The organism is Rhizobium atlanticum, from assembly GCF_030182485.1.
Taxonomy (GTDB): domain Bacteria; phylum Pseudomonadota; class Alphaproteobacteria; order Rhizobiales; family Rhizobiaceae; genus Rhizobium.
In genome coordinates, this window is record NZ_JAQJCJ010000004.1 from 251,531 (window position 1) to 268,280 (window position 16,750).

General features: G+C 61.2%; 15 protein-coding genes and 1 pseudogene. 6 read left to right on the plus strand and 10 right to left on the minus strand.

Annotated elements, in window-relative coordinates; genetic code table 11:
* Window positions 1-51 precede the first annotated feature (51 nt).
* Window positions 52-588 carry a helix-turn-helix transcriptional regulator gene (locus PH551_RS08425; protein ID WP_285192633.1) on the minus strand — a complete coding sequence of 179 codons (537 nt, stop codon included), beginning with the start codon at window positions 586-588 and terminating at the stop codon, window positions 52-54.
* A 76-nt stretch (window positions 589-664) separates the two neighbouring features.
* Window positions 665-1,000, minus strand: a complete 336-nt coding sequence (locus PH551_RS08430; protein ID WP_085779346.1) for an ArsR/SmtB family transcription factor — start codon at window positions 998-1,000, stop codon at window positions 665-667.
* A 55-nt stretch (window positions 1,001-1,055) separates the two neighbouring features.
* Between PH551_RS08430 and PH551_RS08435 the strand changes: the two genes are divergently transcribed.
* The 5 genes from PH551_RS08435 to PH551_RS08455 all read left to right on the plus strand — a co-directional run bounded on the left by PH551_RS08435 (window position 1,056) and on the right by PH551_RS08455 (window position 9,202).
* Complete coding sequence (locus PH551_RS08435) at window positions 1,056-1,538, plus strand: SRPBCC domain-containing protein (RefSeq protein WP_085779345.1); 483 nt, start codon at window positions 1,056-1,058, stop codon at window positions 1,536-1,538.
* Between the two features lie 112 nt (window positions 1,539-1,650).
* A complete protein-coding gene (gene gnd, locus PH551_RS08440) occupies window positions 1,651-2,682 on the plus strand; it encodes a phosphogluconate dehydrogenase (NAD(+)-dependent, decarboxylating) (RefSeq protein ID WP_285192634.1) in 1,032 nt (343 codons plus the stop codon).
* A 201-nt stretch (window positions 2,683-2,883) separates the two neighbouring features.
* Window positions 2,884-4,998: a mechanosensitive ion channel family protein gene (locus PH551_RS08445; protein WP_285192635.1), complete on the plus strand. Its 2,115-nt coding sequence runs from the start codon at window positions 2,884-2,886 to the stop codon at window positions 4,996-4,998.
* A gap of 221 nt (window positions 4,999-5,219) precedes the next feature.
* Entirely contained in the window at window positions 5,220-7,823 is a 2,604-nt protein-coding gene (gene mprF, locus PH551_RS08450; protein ID WP_285192636.1) for a bifunctional lysylphosphatidylglycerol flippase/synthetase MprF, read from the plus strand.
* Window positions 7,820-9,202, plus strand: a complete 1,383-nt coding sequence (locus PH551_RS08455; RefSeq protein WP_285192637.1) for a virulence factor family protein — start codon at window positions 7,820-7,822, stop codon at window positions 9,200-9,202. The genes mprF and PH551_RS08455 overlap by 4 nt, the downstream gene beginning before the upstream one ends.
* Here the strand turns inward: PH551_RS08455 and PH551_RS08460 are convergent.
* The 8 genes and pseudogenes from PH551_RS08460 to ruvC form a co-directional block, all read right to left on the minus strand.
* Window positions 9,199-9,762 (minus strand): DinB family protein, encoded by a 564-nt coding sequence (locus PH551_RS08460; protein WP_285192638.1) that lies wholly within the window; start codon window positions 9,760-9,762, stop codon window positions 9,199-9,201. The genes PH551_RS08455 and PH551_RS08460 overlap by 4 nt on opposite strands.
* Window positions 9,763-9,800: 38 nt before the next feature.
* Window positions 9,801-10,307 (minus strand): annotated as a pseudogene (locus tag PH551_RS08465) (NUDIX hydrolase).
* Between the two features lie 7 nt (window positions 10,308-10,314).
* Window positions 10,315-11,217 carry a metallophosphoesterase gene (locus PH551_RS08470; RefSeq protein ID WP_285192639.1) on the minus strand — a complete coding sequence of 301 codons (903 nt, stop codon included), beginning with the start codon at window positions 11,215-11,217 and terminating at the stop codon, window positions 10,315-10,317.
* On the minus strand, window positions 11,218-12,258 hold the full coding sequence (gene ruvB, locus PH551_RS08475; protein WP_064694410.1) for a Holliday junction branch migration DNA helicase RuvB: 1,041 nt from the start codon (window positions 12,256-12,258) through the stop codon (window positions 11,218-11,220). It lies immediately after the preceding gene.
* 82 nt (window positions 12,259-12,340) lie between these two features.
* The gene (ruvA, locus tag PH551_RS08480; protein ID WP_285192640.1) at window positions 12,341-12,955 is read right to left on the minus strand and encodes a Holliday junction branch migration protein RuvA; all 615 of its coding nucleotides are present in this window, start codon (window positions 12,953-12,955) and stop codon (window positions 12,341-12,343) included.
* A 13-nt stretch (window positions 12,956-12,968) separates the two neighbouring features.
* Entirely contained in the window at window positions 12,969-13,385 is a 417-nt protein-coding gene (locus PH551_RS08485; protein ID WP_285192641.1) for a type II toxin-antitoxin system VapC family toxin, read from the minus strand.
* Window positions 13,366-13,629, minus strand: coding sequence for an AbrB/MazE/SpoVT family DNA-binding domain-containing protein (locus tag PH551_RS08490; protein ID WP_085779335.1), 264 nt, complete (start codon window positions 13,627-13,629; stop codon window positions 13,366-13,368). Before PH551_RS08490 ends, PH551_RS08485 begins: the two co-directional genes overlap by 20 nt.
* A 54-nt stretch (window positions 13,630-13,683) precedes the next feature.
* Window positions 13,684-14,193: a crossover junction endodeoxyribonuclease RuvC gene (gene ruvC / locus PH551_RS08495; protein ID WP_097597323.1), complete on the minus strand. Its 510-nt coding sequence runs from the start codon at window positions 14,191-14,193 to the stop codon at window positions 13,684-13,686.
* A 229-nt stretch (window positions 14,194-14,422) separates the two neighbouring features.
* On the opposite strand from ruvC, the gene PH551_RS08500 reads away from it, so the two are divergent.
* Window positions 14,423-16,738: a methyl-accepting chemotaxis protein gene (locus tag PH551_RS08500; RefSeq protein ID WP_285192642.1), complete on the plus strand. Its 2,316-nt coding sequence runs from the start codon at window positions 14,423-14,425 to the stop codon at window positions 16,736-16,738.
* Window positions 16,739-16,750: the final 12 nt, after the last annotated feature.

Genomic DNA, 16,750 nt, shown 5'->3' on the forward strand with positions numbered 1-16,750 from the left:
GTCGTGGGACAACGCATAAATTATGCATGGGCATGCAGGAAAGCTGCAGGCTCAGCGGATTGTGGTGACGAGGCGGCCAGCGCTGCCGTCGGAAAGCCTGATCCGCTCCCAGGTGACGCGGCCGGGGGCAATCGGCATGCGTGCATTGCCGTTGGCGCCGGTATCGAAGGTCAACGACAGCAGCCTGCCCTCGTGCCAGCCTCTTACCTCCAGAGACTGTTCGGCGGCCGCGATCTCGGTGGAAGCGTAAGAGAAAAGAGAGCGGCCGACAAAAGTGCTGAGCGGGGCGCGCCATTCCGCCTGCCGCGAGCGAGAGGCAGATAGCAGCCGATGGGTGCTATCGCAGATCAGATGTACAGGCCGGACGGAATCCTCGACCAGGCGCCTTAAAGCCGCGTCGGCCGCAGCATGTTGCGGCGAGGCGAAGATCCGCTCCAGCTTGACGGCCTGTTCGGGCGAGGGTCCAAGCTGGCCGCGCTCCCAGCGCGAGACGGTCGCCTGGTTGACGCCGAGGAGTTCCGCAAGGTGCTGCTGCTTCATGCTGCGCAGCAACCGCATGCGGCGTATGCCGGCTCCTGATATCGTCATTTGTCGTGAGCTCCCATGCATCTCTGCCAGGATAGGAGTTCGGCGGGCCGGAAGGCAAGCCGATCCTCACGCCGGATCATTGTTCCGGCTGGTCTTCGAGATCGCTTCTTAGCTGATCGAGGATCGACAGGGCATGACCTGCATAGGCGCTGATCCAGCGGTCGTAGATATGCTTGATCGGCAGGCTGTTCAGGTGGTTCCAGCGTTCGCGGCCCTCCTTTCTGACGATGATCAGATCCGCTTCCTCAAGCACCTTCAGATGCTGCATCACCGTGCAGCGGTCCATTTCCGGAAACATTTCGCAAAGCGTTCCGGTGGTGCGGGGCGCGTCCTTGAGCAGGTCGAGAATCTCGCGGCGGCGATGATGCGCTAGCGCCTTGAAGACAGAGTTGTCGGTTGATTCGCTTGACATGTTATATTTTTATAACATAATGGCATCAGGCACAATGGAGAAGAGGAGAAGTGCCATGTCTCTCGGAATCCGCGTTTCCGGCCGGATCGGCCGTCCTGTTGCCGAAGTGTTCGATGCCGTCGTCAACCCGAAGAAGCTCAGCAGCTATTTCACCACGATCGGCGGGGCGAGCGCCCCGCTCGTTCAAGGCACGACAGTAACCTGGTGGAAGGATGCGCCGGTCGAGGTTGTTGAGCTTGTGCCGGAAAGCCGCATCGTGCTTCGCTGGGACGGCGGCACTGCTGAGGACAAGACAAGGTATAAGACGCTGGTGGAAATGAATTTCAAGCCGCTGGAGGACGGCGGCACGCTGGTGACGATTGCCGAGAACGGCTGGCGCGAGGACGAGGCCGGCCGGCGCGGCACCTATCTCAACTGCGAAGGCTGGACGCAGATGCTTTGCAGCATGAAGGCCTTCGTCGAATACGGCATCAATTTGCGCGACGGCATGTATCTCAGCGAGATGAAGGGCGAGCCGGCCAGCGCCCCGGATGTCTGACGAGGCTGTCTCGAGGAGATCGGCGGCCCATCGCCAGACTTTGCTTGCCTGTCACACTGCGGGTGCTAGTTTCCGGAGTCGATACTTCATCTCGGTTTCCAGGAGATTCATTATGCAGCTTGGTATGGTCGGTTTGGGCCGCATGGGCAATTATATGGTCCAGCGCCTGATGCGGGGCGGTCACGAATGCGTCGTCTACGACACCAGGCCCGAAAGCGTTGCCGATTTGGCAGGACTCGGCGCGACGGGCAGCGCTTCGCTGGAGGAATTCGTCTCGAAGCTCACGCATCCGCGTGCGATCTGGCTGATGCTGCCGGCGGCGATCGTCGACAAGGTGCTGGCGAGCCTGGTGCCGCTGCTGCAGAACGGCGATATCGTCATTGATGGCGGCAATTCCTACTATCATGACGACATCCGCCGCGGCGCTGAGCTGATCACCAAGGGCATTCATTATGTCGACGTCGGTACCAGCGGCGGCGTCTTCGGCCTGGAGCGTGGCTATTGCCTGATGATCGGCGGCGAAAAGGGCATCGTCCAGCACCTTTCGCCGATTTTCGCAACGCTGGCGCCCGGCGCCGGTACGACGGAAGCCTCGCCGAACCGCAGCGCCGAAGCGGCTGCAGCCAGCACCGCGGAACAGGGCTATCTGCATTGCGGGCCGCATGGCGCCGGCCATTTCGTCAAGATGGTGCATAACGGCATCGAGTACGGTTTGATGGCCGCCTATGCCGAGGGCCTCAACATTCTGAAACATGCCAATATCGGCGCCGCTTCGCATGATGCCGATGCGGAAACTGCGCCGCTCGCACATCCCGAACATTTCCAATACGACTTCAATCTGCAGGATGTCGCGGAAGTCTGGCGCCGCGGCAGCGTCATCACCTCCTGGCTGCTTGATCTCACCGCCGATGCACTGCATGCCGACCCCGCACTTTCGAAATTTGCCGGCCGGGTCTCGGACAGCGGCGAGGGCCGCTGGACGATCATGGCGGCAATCGATGAAAGCGTGCCGACGCCGGTGCTGAGTGCGGCGCTCTACGGCCGCTTCTCCTCGCGCGACAATGACGAGTTTGCCAACAAGGTGCTGTCGGCAATGCGGGCGGGTTTCGGAGGCCACGTGGAAAAGCCGGCTTCGAAATCCTGAGGCTCCCTTCACTGAGTCCAAGGCGACCGTCGCCCCGTAAATGGCGGATTGAAGGCGTGGCTCGGGCAGGCGACAGCCGCGGCTGTTCCCAGCCATCGGCATGGTTTTTCTACCGCTTGCTGGCGGCAGCAGTCGCGAGTATCCATTGCAAGATGTCGGCCTCGTTTCGTGCAAGCGCCGACACTTCGTTGGAGGGCGGTCGTGAAGCGTGACAGGGCAAGAGGCTTGACGGCCGCCATATCGGGCATATTGGCATTCATTGCGCTTTTCTCCGTGGCTTCGCCCAGCTTTGCCCAGGCCCAGCCGGCGCAAGCGCCAGCCGCGGCCAACCCGCCGGCCCAGGTGCGTGAGATGATGCAGCTCATGCAGACGCCCGAGGTCAAGCAATGGATGTCGACCCAGATGGCGGCGACGCCCGCGGGCGATACAGCGGCCGAAAACCAGATGTCCGTCCTGTCGGGTTTGCTGCAGCATGCCCGTCGTCATGTCTCGATGATTTCCGATGCCGCGATGACGCTGCCCTTGCAGATTAGCAATGCATCCTCGCTGCTTTTCGGCGAAATCGCCGCCACTGGCCGGGTTCGCATGATCGCCCAGTTCCTGGCGATCTTTCTGCTGGGCGCGATCATTGAAAGCATTGCCCGCTATGCCTTCCGCCGCCGCCGTCGCCGTCTGGCTCAGATGGCAGGCATGCATCTGGCGCCACGCGTCATCCCGGCACTGATCTTCGCGGCGGCGACTGTGTTGACGCTGCTCAGCCTCTACTGGCCGCCGCTCAGCCAGAGTATCGCGATCGTCTGTGTCGTTGCGCTGATCGTCCAGCGTTTCACGATCTGCCTCGGTGGTGTGCTGGTCGATCTCATCGGACTGGCGCGAGCCGAGGAAGAACGGCAGGGCGTCCCCGCGCCGACCATGCCGGGACGTGCCGTCGCACTCTTCTGGTATCGCCGCTCTGCAACCTTCGTCATCTATTTTATCTTTGGCTGGGCGGCCATTCAGTCGATGGAGCCGCTCGGCTTTTCCCCGAGCGCCCGGCTGTTTGTGGGGTACATTCTCGGCATTGGACTGCTGCTGATCGCCATCGAGGCGGTCTGGTCGCGGCCTCATAAGGACGAGAAGCGCGGTCACGAGATTTCCTGGACGCTCACCGTTTATTTCCTGCTGCTCTGGGGCCTCTGGGTCACCGGCTTCAACTGGCTGCTCTGGCTCGGCATCTATGTGCTGATGCTGCCGCGGGTGCTCGCCGTCGCGACGATCGCGGTGAAATCGCTGCGGCAGACCGAGGCGAGTTTCCTTGCCACGCGCCGCATCGCCACCGTGTTGCTTGATCGCGGTGTGCGTGCGCTGATCATCGCAATCGCGGCAATCTGGCTCGGTCGATTGCTTGGTGTCGGCGCTGACACGATGGCTGCCGGCGACAAGATGGTCGACAAGATCGCTCGCGGCGTCATCGGAGGCATTGTCATCCTGCTTGCGGCTGATCTGCTCTGGCACGTCGTCAAAGCCTATATTGACGGCAAGCTGCTCGATTCACCCCTGGATGGTACCGCGACGGACGAGGAAAAGGCGAAACATGCGCGGATCCAGACGCTACTGCCGATCTTCCGCAATATCCTTGCCGTGGTTATCGCTGTCATCGCGGTTCTGATGGTGCTCTCCGGCCTCGGCATCGAGATCGGGCCGCTGATTGCCGGAGCCGGGGTCGTCGGCGTTGCCGTCGGCTTCGGCGCCCAGACGATCGTCAAGGACGTCATCAGCGGCATGTTCTATCTCTGGGACGATGCTTTCCGCGTCGGCGAATATATCGAAAGCGGCAGCCACAAGGGCGTCGTCGAAGCCTTCAGCCTGCGATCGGTGAAGCTCAGACATCATCGCGGGCCGCTGACAACAGTGCCGTTCGGCGAACTCGGCGCGGTGAAGAACTTGAATCGCGACTGGACGATCGACAAGATCAGCCTAAACGTCAAATACGACACCGATCTCGTTAAGGCGAAGAAGGTGATCAAGCAGATCGGCCAGACACTGCTCGAAAACCCGGAATTCGGCCCGCACATCATCGAGACACTGAAGATGAAGGGCGTCGAGCAATTCGGAGAATTCGCAATCGAGATCCGCCTGTCGATGATGACGAAGCCCGGCGAGCAATTCGTCATCCGACGCAACGCACTGGCGATGATCCGCAACGCCTTCAAGGAAAGCGGCATCGAGTTCGCCGTGCCGACGGTGCAGGTGGCGGGCGATCGAGAGGCCGATTTGGAGGCTGCCGTCGCGCGTTACGCTTCTCATATGCGAGCCAACGGCGAACCGGCTGCATGAATGCCGCCACCTGAACCTCATTACCGCCGCAAGGCATTCAAGCTTACGAAAATGCAATGTGCCATCAGGTATTCCTGCGCAAATTCGCCCCAATTGAAGATGATTGAGGCGCAGGCGGCGGGGTTGGGTAGCGTCGGCATGGCTTCATAGAGCTTCTATGCCCGTCATGTTACGTCTTCGAAAAATGATTCCCGTCGAATTGGAAACTGCGCAGGTAAGAGATGTCGGGTCACGGCAATTTGGAAGAGATCGAGGCGACGGACGGGTTTTCTTTTCGCACGCTTTTCAGACGTTACAGAACGCCGCTCACTGCGGCAGCGACGCTTATCGTCTTCTGTCTCGTCGGTTACGCGATCATGCAGCTTACCAACGAGGTGCGCTATGACGATGTCGTCGCAGCGCTGGCTGCGACGAGGCCGAGCGCGATCCTGCTTGCTCTGTTCTTCACGGCGCTGAGTTTCCTTTCGCTGGTCTTCTATGATCTCAATGCGATCGAATATATCGGCAAGAAGCTGCCCTTTCCGCATGTGGCGCTGACGGCATTCAGCGCCTATGCCGTCGGCAACACCGCCGGCTTCGGCGCACTGTCGGGCGGGGCGATCCGCTATCGCGCCTATACGCGCCTCGGGCTCTCGCCGGAAGATATCGGCCGCATCATCGCCTTCGTCACGCTCTCCTTCGGCCTTGGGCTGGCGGCCGTCGCGTCGATCGCCCTCATCATCATCGCCAGCGAGATCGGGCCGCTGGTCGGTGTCAGTCCATTTCTTCTGCGGCTGATTGCCGGCTCGATCATCGCCATTCTCGGGGCTGTAATGATCAGCGGCCGCGAGGGTCGTGTGCTCGATTTCGGGGCCGTGGCAATCCGCCTGCCGGACTCGCGCACCTGGTCGCGCCAATTTCTGGTCACCGCCTTCGATATTGCCGCCTCCGCGTCGGTGCTCTACGTGCTCTTGCCGCAGACGGCGATTGGATGGCCGGTCTTCCTCGCCGTCTATGCGATCGCCGTCGGTCTCGGCGTGCTCAGCCACGTTCCGGCCGGGCTCGGCGTGTTCGAGACCGTGATCATCGCTTCGCTCGGCAGCGCGGTGAATATCGACGCGGTGCTGGGATCGCTGGTGCTCTACCGGCTGATCTACCATGTCTTGCCGCTGTTGATCGCCGTGCTCGCGGTCTCGGCGGCGGAGTTGCGCCGTTTCGTCGATCACCCCGCCGCCTCCAGCGTCCGCCGTATCGGCGGACGGCTGATGCCGCAGCTGTTGTCAACCTTGGCGCTGCTGCTCGGCGTCATGCTGGTGTTTTCGAGCGTCACGCCGACGCCGGACCAGAACCTGGAATTTCTTTCCAACTATCTGCCGTTGCCGATGGTCGAAGGGGCGCACTTCCTCTCCAGCCTGCTCGGGCTCGCGCTGGTGGTCGCGGCGCGCGGCCTCGGTCAGAGGCTCGACGGCGCATGGTGGGTGGCCGTGTTTTCGGCCGTTGCCGCATTGACCTTGTCGCTTCTGAAGGCGATTGCCCTCGTCGAAGCAGCCTTTCTCGCCTTTCTCATCTTCGGGCTCTTCGTTAGCCGGCGGCTCTTCACCCGGCATGCATCGCTGCTCAACCAGGCGATGACGGCATCCTGGCTGATGGCGATCGCCGTGATCGTCGTTGGCGCCGTCGTCATCCTGCTCTTCGTCTATCGCGATGTCGAATACAGCAACGAACTCTGGTGGCAGTTCGAATTCACCGCCGAGGCGCCGCGGGGACTGCGCGCCTTGCTCGGCATCACCATCATCTCCTCGGCGATCGCCATTTTCAGCCTGCTCCGACCGGCTGCTTTCCGGCCCGAGCCGGCGACAGAGGAGGCGCTGACGCGTGCCGTCGACATTGTCAGGAAGCAGGGCAATGCCGATGCCAATCTGGTGCGCATGGGCGACAAGAGCATCATGTTTTCGGAAAAGGGCGACGCTTTCATCATGTACGGCCGGCAGGGCCGCTCATGGATCGCACTGTTCGACCCGATTGGCGATCATCGCGCCGTGCAGGAACTTGTCTGGCGGTTCGTCGAAGCGGCGCGCGCTGCCGGCTGCCGCGCCGTCTTCTACCAGATTTCGCCGGCGCTGCTTTCCCATTGCGCCGATGCCGGCCTCCGCGCCTTCAAGCTCGGCGAACTGGCGGTGGTTGACCTCCGGACCTTCGAAATGAAGGGCGGCAAATGGGCGAACCTTCGCCAGACGGCGAGCCGAGCCCAGCGCGACGGGCTGGAATTCGCGGTGGTAGAGGCCGAGGACGTGCCTGATATCATCGATGATCTCGCCGCCGTTTCCACGGCCTGGCTCGAACATCACAATGCCAAGGAAAAAGGCTTCTCGCTCGGTTCCTTCGATCCCGATTACGTTTCCTCGCAACCGGTCGGCATCCTGAAGAAGGACGGCAAGATCGTCGCCTTCGCCAATATCCTCGTCACCGAATCCCGGGAGGAGAGCACGATCGATCTGATGCGCTTCTCGCCGGACGCGCCGAAGGGCTCAATGGACTTTCTCTTCGTGCAGATCATGGAATATCTGCGTAACCAGGGTTTCACCCACTTCAATCTCGGCATGGCGCCTCTCTCCGGCATGTCGAAACGCGAAGCAGCGCCCGTCTGGGACCGTATCGGTAGCACCATCTTCGAGCACGGCGAGCGCTTCTATAACTTCAAAGGCCTTCGGGCATTCAAATCCAAGTTTCATCCGCACTGGCAACCGCGCTATCTTGCGGTTTCCGGAGGAGGCAATCCGATGATCGCGTTGATGGACGCGACATTTCTGATCGGGGGCGGATTGAAAGGGGTAGTGAGAAAATGATCAGGACAATCCTTCTTGCCACGGCATGCGTCTGCATGCTCGCGGCCGCGCCGGCTGATGCCGCCGAGGAAACCACGCAGAGCTTCGAAAGTGGGCTCATCCCATCGCCGCACATCTTCCTGCCGGAAGGGGAGGTGAAGGGCACCGTGATGCTGATCTCGGATGCCGCCGGCTGGGGCGATTATGAGAAGGCCGAGGCCGACAGGCTGGTCGCCGAAGGCGCTGTCGTCATCGGCGTCGACTTTCCCTCTTATATGCAGGCGCTCAGCCGCTACGACGTCAGCCTCAACGACGGCTGCATCTACATGGTCTCGGATATCGAATCGCTGAGCCAGCAGGTTCAACGCGCGACCGGCAACAATGCCTATCACCTGCCGATCGTCGCCGGCATCGGCGAGGGCGGCGCCTTGGCCTTGGCGATCGCGGCTCAGACGCCGGATGCGACGATCGGTCAGACGCTTGCGGTCGATCCGCTGGCCGGCATTCCGCTAACCAAGGAGCTTTGCACGCCGGCTTCCAAGAAGGTGATCGGCCAACGCACGGTCTATGGCCTCAGCGACGGCGCCCTGCCGGATCCGATCATATCAGTTTTCACGCCTAAAGCTGACAAGGACGGCCGGGCGCATGCCGAGGCGCTACAGAAAGCCCATTCCGAGATCGAGATCCGCGATTCCACAGACGATGCACAGACGGTATTCGGCGACACGCTCGATGACCTCGTCACTGCCTCCGGCGCCTTCGGCAATCCGCTCGGCCTGCCGCTGGCGGTGCTGGAAGCAACGCCTGCCTTTGATACGATGGCCGTGATCTATTCCGGCGACGGCGGTTGGCGCGACATCGACAAGGAGGTCGGCGGCACGTTGCAAAAAGAAGGCATTCCCGTCGTCGGCGTTGATTCACTTCATTATTTCTGGTCGGAGCGCAAGCCCGAGGAGACAGCCAACGATCTTTCGAAGATCATCGATTTCTATCGTAAGCAGTGGAAGGTGAAGCATGTTCTGCTCGTCGGCTACTCTTTCGGCGCCGATGTCGTGCCCGCCACCTATCAGCTTCTCAAACCGGCCGAGAAGTCCTCCGTGGTGCAGTTGTCGCTGCTGTCGCTCTCGCACCAAGTTGATTACGTCATCTCCGTTCTCGGCTGGCTCGGCCAGAAGACCGAAGGGGCAGGGGGAGATCCGATCAGCGACCTGAAGAACGTCGATCCGAAGTTGGTGCAGTGCATCTACGGCAAGGAAGATGACGATGATGTCGCTTGTCCGGCACTCAAAAATAGCGGCGCCGAAGTGGTCGAACTGCCCGGCGACCATCATTTTGATGAGAACTACGATCTTCTCACCAAGTCAATCATCGATGGGCTGAAGAGACGGCTGCAGGATTAACGCATCAGCCGTTCTTCACTCCAGCCGAGTTCGGCGAGTTCCCTGCCGCGAAACCGCGCATCATCGGCGACGATGAATTCGTCGAGTTGCGGCGGGGCAACGCTGGTGCCGGCAAGCATCGCATGGACCTGGCCGCGATGATGGGTCTGATGCTGAAAAAGGTGGGCAAGCACGTCGTCCGTCCGCTCCTGCTGAATACGATCGCCGCGATGGAGACTGACGATCGAGATCAGCCTTTCCGGCGTCAGGACTTCGCAAAGGTCGATCAGGCGCTGATCGACCTTTGCCTGCGCTTGGGTCAGTGACTCGACATCGTCGAAGGGTTCGTCCACCTCGAAAGCCTGGAAGCCGAGCGTGCCACCTTCCATGCCGTCGACATAGAACCAGTCGACGGTGATGATATGATTCAGGGTCTCCTTGATCGACGGAAAGAAGCTCGTGCGCGGCGCTTCGAATTCGCCCGCCTTCAACGCCGCGCAGGCGTGAAGCAGCCGGTGGTTGGCAAGGGCGTTGTTATAGGCAAGCTTGCGAAACGCCCTGGCGGGATCGAAGGTCGACATCGGCGGCTTTCCTCTTTCAGCACTCCGGAATGTTTGCGTCAGTCATCGAGATTGCCGTCGCGCCAGACGAGATGACGTGGTGCCCCGGGCAGGTTCTCGATTTCATCAGCGATGAAATAGGGCGGGATGTCGAGCGCGGTCAGGGCCGCGCGCGTTGCCGGCACCTATTTGAATTAGGTATGGTTGTCGCCATCTTCGACGCGATGGATGATCTCATGCGGCTGAAAGGGAAATTCCGCCGGGATTTCCATCAGATAATAGAAGCCGAGTTCATGCCAGTCGCGTTGTTCGTAGTGGAAAAAGTTCTCGACGATCCAGAGCAGGCGCAAGACGGTGACCTTGAGGCCAAGCTCCTCCATCATCTCGCGTTTCAGCGTTTCCTCCGACGTCTCGCCGATTTCCGCCCGACCGCCCGGAAAGGTCCAGAAGGGCTCGTGCACGGCGCGATGAACAAGTACGTGCCCATCGCGAAAGCCGAGGCCGGCAATACGGTAGTTTAAACGCGCAGCACCCTGAGTCAGGCGGATGGGAGTGCGCTTGCTCATGTCGTTCTTATCCGAGATCGATTACGACGATTTCCGGTGGTACGCCGAAGCGGACAGGAGCAATGGAGCAGCCGAGCCCACCGGAAACGATGATATTACGCCCCTCCTCGACGATATGGCCATAGGCGTAGCGATCGCCGTAGCGCGAGGGGACGATTGGTGAACGGCCGAAGAACCGGATCTGTCCGCCGTGGGTGTGACCCGAGAGCGTCAGCGAGACACGCTCGGGCACGCGGGGAAATATATCGGGCTCATGGGCAAGCAGGATGACGGGCGCGTCATCGGTGACCTGAGCCATCGTTCCATCGAGATCGTCGAGGCCGGTCATGCGCGTGCGACCCCATTTCCTGCCCGGGAGCAGCGCCAGCTGATCTTCGAGCCCTGCGAGCCAGAAGCCGCGGCCATCCTTTTCGAGCCGGACGGCGCGGTTGCTGTAGACAGGGATGCCGACATCGGCAAGAGCCCGGTGCCCGAAGGTTTCCATCCCGCCGGTCTTCTGGGCGGTCCTGTCTTCCCACCAGTCGTGATTGCCCATGATTGCGTGGACGCCGAGTGGTGCCTGGAGTGCGGCCAGCGCCTTGGACCATTGGCTCGAATGCACGTACTGCGTCACCATGTTCATGCCCGAGGCGTAATCGCCGAGCAGGACGGTCACGTCGCCTTCGAGTTCATTGGCCCGGTGGCAGATCGAGGTAATGCGGTTTGCCGACATCCAGGGTTCGCAGGCATGGATATCGGCGAGTGCGACAACGCGAAGCTTCAGCCCCGATGTCCATCCCGGCGGCGTCAGTCGGTAGCGGGCGATGCCGAGCCGCGCCAGCGGTTCATAGGCGAAGGCATAACCGCCGAGCGCCATGACGCCTGCGACACCCCCGCCAAGAACCTTGAAAAATCCGCGGCGGGTGATCACTCAGTCGTCCTCCTGGAACAGCCGGAACTGCGCAGCCTCCATCTCCTTGGGCGGTTGCATTCCCAGATGTTTCCACGCGATTGCGGTCAGAACGCGGCCGCGCGGCGTACGCTGAATGAAACCCTGCTGGATCATGTAGGGCTCGATAATGTCCTCGATCGCGTCGCGCGGTTCCGAAAGGCCGGCGGCGATGGTTTCGATACCGACCGGTCCGCCGCCGAAATTGACTGCGATCATGTTGAGGTAACGTTTGTCGAGCTGGTCGAAACCGACATTGTCGACCAGCAGGCGGGTCAGCGCTTCGTCGGCGATCTCGCGGGTGACGGCCTCGGCCCTTGCCACTTCGGCGAAATCACGCACGCGCCGCAGCAGCCGGCCCGCAATGCGCGGCGTGCCGCGGGCCCGCCTGGCGATCTCGCGGGCGCCTTCTTCGGTCATCGGCAGGTTCATCAGCCGCGCGCCGCGGCGCACGATCAGCTCCAGTTCCTCGACGGTATAGAAGCTGAGACGTACCGGGATGCCGAAACGATCGCGCAGCGGTGTCGTCAGCAGGCCGAGGCGGGTAGTGGCGGCGACAAGCGTGAATTTCGAGAGGTCGATCTTCACCGAGCGAGCGGCAGGGCCTTCACCGATGATCAGGTCCAGTTGGAAATCCTCCATAGCGGGATAGAGGATTTCTTCGACCGCGGGGTTGAGGCGATGGATCTCGTCGATGAAGAGTACGTCGCGCTCCTCGAGGTTGGTAAGCAGGGCGGCGAGATCGCCGGCCTTGGCAATGACAGGACCGGATGTCGATCGGAAGTTGACACCGAGCTCCTTCGCCATGATCTGCGCCAGCGTCGTCTTACCGAGGCCGGGCGGGCCGACGAACAGCACATGATCCAGCGCCTCGCCGCGGTTCTTGGCCGCCTCGATGAAGATCTTCAGATTGGCGCGCGCCTCAGCCTGGCCGGTGAACTCGTCCAGCGATTGCGGGCGTAGGGTGACATCAAGGTCTTCACCCCGCTTTTCCGGCGATATCAGGCGGGCGGGTTCGCTCATGCTCTCATTCCGTTTTGAAACCTGTTACAGCAATACACCAAAAGTCGGCTGCCTCGACATCCATTCCTAGGTTTTCCGGTCGTCACCGTGCCAGTTCTTTCAATCCGAGCCTGATCAGCTTGGCGCTGTCTGCGCCTTCGCCAGCCGTTTTCAATGCCGAGGCGACGGCATTCGCAGCCTGATCTCTGCTGTAGCCGAGATTGGTCAGCGCGGAAACCGCATCGGCAACGGGTGCGGCGGCGACACCTTCGCCGAGTTCCTGCTTGAGGGCGATATTGATCGCCTCGCCGGCATAGGCCGGCGCCCGGTTCTTCAGTTCGGTGACGAGACGCATCGCCACTTTCGGGCCGACGCCCGGTGCGCGCGACACTGCGGCGCGGTCCTGCAGGCCGATCGCATTGGCGAGTTCGCTCGGGGTCAGCGTCGAGAGCACGGCGAGCGCCACCTTGGCGCCGACGCCCTGGACGCTCTGCAGCAGGTTGAACCATTCCCGCTCCAATGCGGTCATGAAGCCGAAGAGCTTCAGCTGATCCTCGCGAACATAAGTCTCTATGAACAGTACGCAGGCCTCGCCGGCCGAGCCGAGCTTCGACAGCGTTCGGGCCGAGCAATAGGCGACGTAGCAGACGCCGTGCACATCGACGAGCACGTAGTCTTCGCCGATCTCGTCTATAGTGCCTTTCAGCTTGCCGATCATGGGTCGCGGTCTCTCAAGGGTGCGTTTCGGGAGAAATAATGTCCAATTCCGGGAAATAGCAGCGGTAGCGCGCGCCATCGCGTGTCAGAAGACGATGCGATCGAACGACGGCGTGCGCACCGATGAAAAAATCCGGCAGGGTGCGCTCGCGCGGGCCGCCACTCCTCCGGTACTGTGCGTGCGCCATGCCGGCCCGGTAAGCGGCGGAAAACGGCAGGGCCTCGCGGATCAGGTTTAACCGTGACAGCAGAAACGCAAGAGTTTCCTCGCGCGGGGTCATGCTTGCCAGCTCCGCCCAGACGACGGGTGTCATGATGAATTGTGATTCCGGGCGCAATGCGCTCAATGCGCGTGCGGACCATTGCCTGAAAGGATTGTCCGGGCCGAAGATATCGATGAAGATGTTCGTATCAACGAGGACTGAGATCATCGCGTGGTCCCCTCAGCCATTCCATGAATTCATCGGTGGTCATGCCGTTGGTGTCGAAAGTACCGCTCATGCTGCCGAGCCAGGATTCAAAATCGTCCTGCGATGATTCCGTGCGGCTGGACAGAACGACGAGGCGGGCGCCCTTTTCATCCGCAATGAAATCGACCTCGGACCCCGGGCCGATCTTCAAGCGATCCCTGATGTCCTTGGGAATGGTCACCTGGCCTTTTTCGGTCACGCGCATGGTAATACCTCCGCGGTATTACTTACCAGGAGAAAAGAACAAGTCAAGAACGAATTATCCGGCCAGCGCTTGACGCATCCGGTGGCCGCCGCGATTGTGAGCATGACAAATTGCGATCGCCAAGGCGTCGGCGGCGTCGTTACCTTTGAATTCGACCTTCGGCATCAGGATCTTCAACATCATGTGAATCTGCTGCTTTTCGCCGTGACCGACACCGATGACCGCCTTCTTCACCGCGTTCGGGGCATATTCGGAAACCGGCAATCCAGCGCGCGCCGGCACTAGCATGGCGATGCCGCGGGCCTGGCCGAGCTTCAGGGTCGCCACCGCGTCCTTGTTGACGAAGGTCTGTTCGACGGCGGCTTCATCCGGCTGGTAGCTATGGACGATGTCGGCCAACCCATCATGCAACTGGCAGAGGCGGGAGGCGAGATCCATCTCGCCATCTGAGGTCACCGTGCCTGAGGCCACGAATTTCAGGGAATTGCCTAATGTGTCGATGATTCCCCAGCCAGTGCGACGAAGACCGGGATCGATACCGATGATGCGAATCGTATTTTGCATGGTTCAACCTATAGCGATTGCAAAATAAGTGCCATCGATATGTGAACAAAACAAAAACATCGTTGTTTTCGGATGCGCCATTTACCGCGAATTAAAAGAGATGCCTGAATTCTTGTTCGTCGAATGTGCGTGGGGCTTCGTTCCGCAAGAATAAGCCCCCCGATATTCTGTTGAGGTCAGCCGGCCGCGCGCCCAGGCTGGCAGGCGCCGTTCAGAGGGTTCGTCGTATATGGCTCAGAGATTTCAATCCCTGTCCTTTAAGGTCATTGCCACATTCATCCTGATGACCGTGCTGTCGATCGCGGTCATCGATGTGCTCGCCTATTTCGCCAGCAGCCGCATCTCCGACGAGCAGGCGCTGAAGGCCAAGGAGAGCGTGCTGATCTTCCGTGGCGACATGCTGCAGGACCAACTGGCGCAGCTCGAGAACCAAGCCAATTCCATCGCGCGCATCGAGGCGCTGCAGATGTCGATCACCAGCTTGAAGAGCGGTTGGAAGACAATCCAGAAGACTTCGGGGGACGCCCGCGCCGAGCTGAAGAAGGTTTTTATCACGGGCAATCCCAACCCGGCCGACCAGCGCGAGAAGCTGATGAAGCCGGAAGGGCCGAGCGGGTTCTATTATTCAAACCATGAGCAGACGCAGGGCGAAGTTGCCCGTGACCTCGAAAACACCGCTTTCAGCGATCTGCTGATCGCCGATCTCGACGGTAGCGTACTCTATTCCTACAAGAAGGACGACGACTTCGCGGAGAATCTGAAGTCGGACGCCTGGAAGACAACCGGCGCCGGCGTCGCTTTCGCCAAGGCGCTCGACAATACCGACAAGGCGACGGATGACGCCGCACCGACGGGCTTCTCCGGCCTCCGTGTCAATGCGGCAAGCGGCAAGCCCGCGATCTTCTATGCCGTGCCGATCGTCAAGCTCGGAGCGGCCAAGGGCATTATCTTGTTCAAGGTGCGCGACGACATCATCTCGAGCATCCTTGCCAAGGGCGTCGTCCAGGGCAGCACCGCGCGGGCTGCGGTCGTCTCCAGCGATGGCTCCGCTATCGCCCTTGATGCCGGCGGTAAGCTGGCGACGCTCGATGCCTCCCCCTTCACCTTCATCAAGGACGCGCTTGCCAGCTCCGCGATGACCGTGGCCGATTTTGACAGGGCGGATGGCGCGGCCCGTGCCTACGTCCGCGGTATCGACTATCGTGGCGACCGCTTTCTCGTGGTCGAGAGCGTGCTGCTCAGCGAGCTCAATGCCGGCTCGATCGAAATCGCCACTTTGCTGACGATGATTGGCTTGGGTGTGCTCGTCGTCATGGCGGTCGCAACCGGACTCGTCACGAATTTCCTGTTTTCGCCGCTGGCGCGGCTTGCCGGTGTGACTCGCGACGTCGCCGACGGCAAGCTCGACAGCGAGATCGGCAGCCTGAACCGCAAGGACGAGATCGGCACGATGGCCAACGCGCTTGCCCGCTTCCGGCAGTCGCTGATCGAAGGCCGCGAACTCGAAGCGGCGAGCGAAGAGACACGCCTGCAGGCCGAGCAGGAGCGCCAGCAGAATTTCGCAGAACGGGAGGCCGAGGCGAAGTCGCTGCAGCAGGTGGTGGAGGCGCTCGACGAGGGTCTGCATCATCTGGCAAGCGGCGATCTCGCCTACCAGATCGACACCCGCTTCCCGAGCGAGCTCGAAAGTCTGCGCGTCAATTTCAACGAGGCGCTCGCAACGCTCAGCGAAACCATGACGGCGATCGGCGGCAACTCGATGGCGGTGCGTGCCGGCTCCGAGGAGATGCGCACCGGCGCCGACGAGCTTGCCGGGCGCACCGAACGTCAAGCCGGGTCGATCACCGAGACGGCGAATGCGATCAGCGCCATTACCCAGTCCGTTCGCCGTCAGATCGAGCGGGCAGAGCAGGCTGAGCGTATCGCCCGAGACGCCAAGAAGGAGACGACCGGCTCCAGCCAGATCATGCGTGAGACGATTGCGGCGATGGAGGCGATCCAGACTTCATCTCGCCAGATCAACACCATCATATCGGTTATTGACGACATCGCCTTCCAGACCAATCTTCTGGCGCTGAACGCTGGCGTTGAGGCGGCCCGCGCGGGGGAATCGGGCAAGGGCTTTGCCGTCGTCGCCATGGAAGTCCGGGAGCTCGCCCAGCGCTCATCGAGTGCGGCAAAGGAGATCTCCAGCCTGCTGCAGAAGTCCACGCATGAGGTCGAAAGCGGTGTCGCGCTGGTCGAGAAGGCCGGCGTTGCCCTTACCGGCATCGGCGCCCATGTAGAGGCGATCAACGGCCAGATCAATGAGATCATGGAATCGACCCGCGACGAAGCCAATACGCTGCGCGAGATCAACAATGCAGTGGCCGAACTCGACGCGATGACGCAGCAGAACGCCTCAATGGTCGAGGAGACAACGGCAGCGATCCACCGCCTGGCGACGGAAGCTCTGGAAATGGACCGCCAACTCGGCAATTTCACGCTGCCGCAGGGGCACCACAGATCGAGCGCCGAGGTGCATGTGTTGCGCCGTCACCGGTGAGGCATCGCTTGC